Annotated in this window: 3 protein-coding genes; all 3 read right to left on the bottom strand. The window is 63.1% G+C overall.

The window, feature by feature from the left end; genetic code table 11:
• A partial coding sequence (locus QZY06_RS19470) for a MotA/TolQ/ExbB proton channel family protein (protein ID WP_295687258.1) occupies nt 1–549 on the bottom strand: 549 nt, incomplete at its 3' end.
• A 30-nt stretch (nt 550–579) separates the two neighbouring features.
• On the bottom strand, nt 580–1,053 hold the full coding sequence (gene ybgC, locus QZY06_RS19465) for a tol-pal system-associated acyl-CoA thioesterase (RefSeq protein WP_295687255.1): 474 nt from the start codon (nt 1,051–1,053) through the stop codon (nt 580–582).
• Between the two features lie 84 nt (nt 1,054–1,137).
• Nucleotides 1,138–2,172: a Holliday junction branch migration DNA helicase RuvB gene (gene ruvB, locus QZY06_RS19460; RefSeq protein ID WP_295687252.1), complete on the bottom strand. Its 1,035-nt coding sequence runs from the start codon at nt 2,170–2,172 to the stop codon at nt 1,138–1,140.
• Between the last annotated feature and the right edge of the window lie 361 nt (nt 2,173–2,533).

Below are 2,533 nucleotides of genomic sequence, written 5' to 3'. Positions count from 1 at the left end.
GAACAGGCCGATGGCGGTGGCGATCAGCGCTTCGGCGATGCCGGGGGCGACCGAGGCGAGCGTTGCCTGCTTGACGTTGCCGATCGAGACGAAGGCATTGACGATGCCCCAGACGGTGCCGAGCAGGCCGACATAGGGGCTGGTCGAGCCGATCGTCGCGAGGAGGCTCAGGCCGCCTTCGAGTTTCTCGGTTTCGCGGGCCATGACCACGCGCATCTGGCGTTGCACGGCAGCCAGCGCGTCATCGGGCGGGATGTTGGCGACCTGCTGGCGTTTGAATTCCTCGTAGCCGGCGCGAAAGATCAGCGGCAGACCTTCTTCCGGCTCGCCGCCACGACGATGGGATTCGTACAGGTCATCCATCGAACCACCGGACCAGAAGCGCGTTTCGAACGCGACCGCCTGATTCTGGATGCGCGACAGCAGGCCGCGCTTGGCGAGAATCACTGCCCAGGACGCCAGCGAAGCGGCAATCAGTACGCCGATCACCAGCTTCACCGGGATGGTGGCTTCCAGAACCAGCTGTGTCAGCGAAAATGTGCCACTCATTCGATACCTACCCCTTGTGTTCGGTTGCGGTTATGCAGCGCTGCTTGATGGATTGCGAGGTGCAGCATTTTCCACTGTCTGGACACGATTGCGAAAGCCGTCCGGCAGCGCGCAGGGTTTGAAGTTGGTGGCATCGACGCTGACCACTTTGACTTCGGCCTCGGCAAGCAGTTTGCCGTCGACGTCGCCGAGCCGCAGTTGCTGCGTCATCACCAGGCTGGCCCGCTTCAGTTCCGTGACGGCGACCGTGGCGATCAGCGCGTCATCGAGCCGGGCCGGCGACCAGAAGGCGACTTCTACACGGCTGACCGTGAATGCCACCTGAACCTCATGACGCAAGCTTTCCTGAGAATAGCCGAGCGAGCGCAGCCATTCGGTACGGGCGCGCTCGAAGAATTTCAGATAGTTGGCGTGGTAGACCACACCGCTGACATCGGTGTCCTCGTAATAGACCCGCAGGGGCCACGAGAAGCCTGATGCCCCGTTCGAGGAGTGGGTCGACATCCAGTGATTATCCCTGTTTTTGCGGCAGCGCAGCAATTGACCCGTCAAACAGGCTCGAGTTCAAGATTTTCGATACGACAGGGGTCACTCGGCGCCAGTCTCCGCAAACAGATCCGGCTCGATCCGCTTGGGCAGCGGAATGCCGTAATGCTGGTAGGCCAGCTTGCCGACCATCCGCCCACGCGGGGTGCGCAGCAAATAGCCCTGCTGGATCAGATAAGGCTCGATGACATCTTCGATGGTGTCGCGCGCCTCGCCGATCGCAGCGGCCAGATTGTCGAGCCCGGCCGGACCGCCTTCGAAGCGTTCGATCAGCGCCATCATCAGCTTGCGATCCATCAGGTCGAAACCGTTGGCATCGACATCGAGCATCTTCAGCGCGGCGGCAGCAATCGCTGCGCTGATCACGCCGGTGCCGCGCACTTCGGCGTAATCGCGCACCCGGCGCAGCAGGCGGTTGGCGATGCGCGGCGTGCCACGCGAGCGGCGGGCGATCTCGTAGGCACCTTCTTCGTCGATGGGCACTTTCAGGATCGAGGCCGAGCGCTTGACGATGGTGGTGAGGTCGGCCACCGAATAGAACTCCAGGCGCTGGATGATCCCGAAGCGATCGCGCAGCGGCCCGGTCAGGCTGCCGGCGCGAGTGGTGGCGCCGATCAGCGTGAACGGCGGCAGATCGAGACGGATCGACCGCGCTGCAGGCCCCTCGCCGATCATGATGTCGAGCTGGTAATCCTCCATCGCCGGGTACAGCACTTCCTCGACGACCGGGCTGAGGCGATGGATTTCGTCGACGAACAGGATGTCCCGCGGTTCCAGATTGGTCAGTAGGGCCGCCAGGTCACCGGCCTTCTCAAGCACCGGGCCGGAAGTCTGGCGCAGGTTGACGCCCAGCTCGGCGGCCAGGATGTGCGCGAGAGTGGTCTTGCCGAGACCCGGCGGACCGAAGATCAGCACATGGTCCAGCGCCTCGGCGCGAGCACGGGTGGCGCTGATCGCGATGCTCATCTGCTCGCGCACCGCCGGCTGGCCCACATAATCCTCGAGCCGCTGCGGGCGGATCGCGCGATCGACCCGTTCTTCGTCGCTACGCGCGCCGGAAGAGATCAGCCGTTCCATGGGGCGGTCCGGCGGGTTGTCATCGTGGGTACGGGGCATGCCGCATTGTAGTGGAGCCTGACGCGACTACGGACAAGCTGCAGCATCGGCAACTTGTGCGCGTCTTGCTGTTTCATCGGTTCAGCAGACAGCGGACTATGGTGTTGTCGGCGCATCAGGGCAGGCTTCATCTCTAGTACAACCATCGCGTAACAACCCGAGGAGCAAAGGCATGAACAAGGTCAAGGCAGTCGTTGCGTATCACAGCGGCTACGGCCACACGAAGAAGCAGGCGGAAAGCGTTGCGGCTGGCATCAGCGGGGCCGGTGGTGTCGGCGTGCAGCTGATCAATGTTGCCGATCTCAACGACCACGTCTGGACT

This window comes from uncultured Nevskia sp. (assembly GCF_903885465.1).
In the GTDB taxonomy this organism is placed as follows: Bacteria; Pseudomonadota; Gammaproteobacteria; order Nevskiales; family Nevskiaceae; genus Nevskia.
Note: the sequence above shows the minus strand (reverse complement) of the source record. Positions and strands in the feature narration are given on the sequence as shown.

Bases quoted from the DNA above. Each gene is read 5' to 3' on its own strand.
- ybgC (WP_295687255.1), bottom strand. From the start codon at position 1,053: ATGTCGACCCACTCCTCGAACGGGGCATCAGGCTTCTCGTGGCCCCTG.
- ruvB (WP_295687252.1), bottom strand. From the start codon at position 2,172: ATGGAACGGCTGATCTCTTCCGGCGCGCGTAGCGACGAAGAACGGGTC.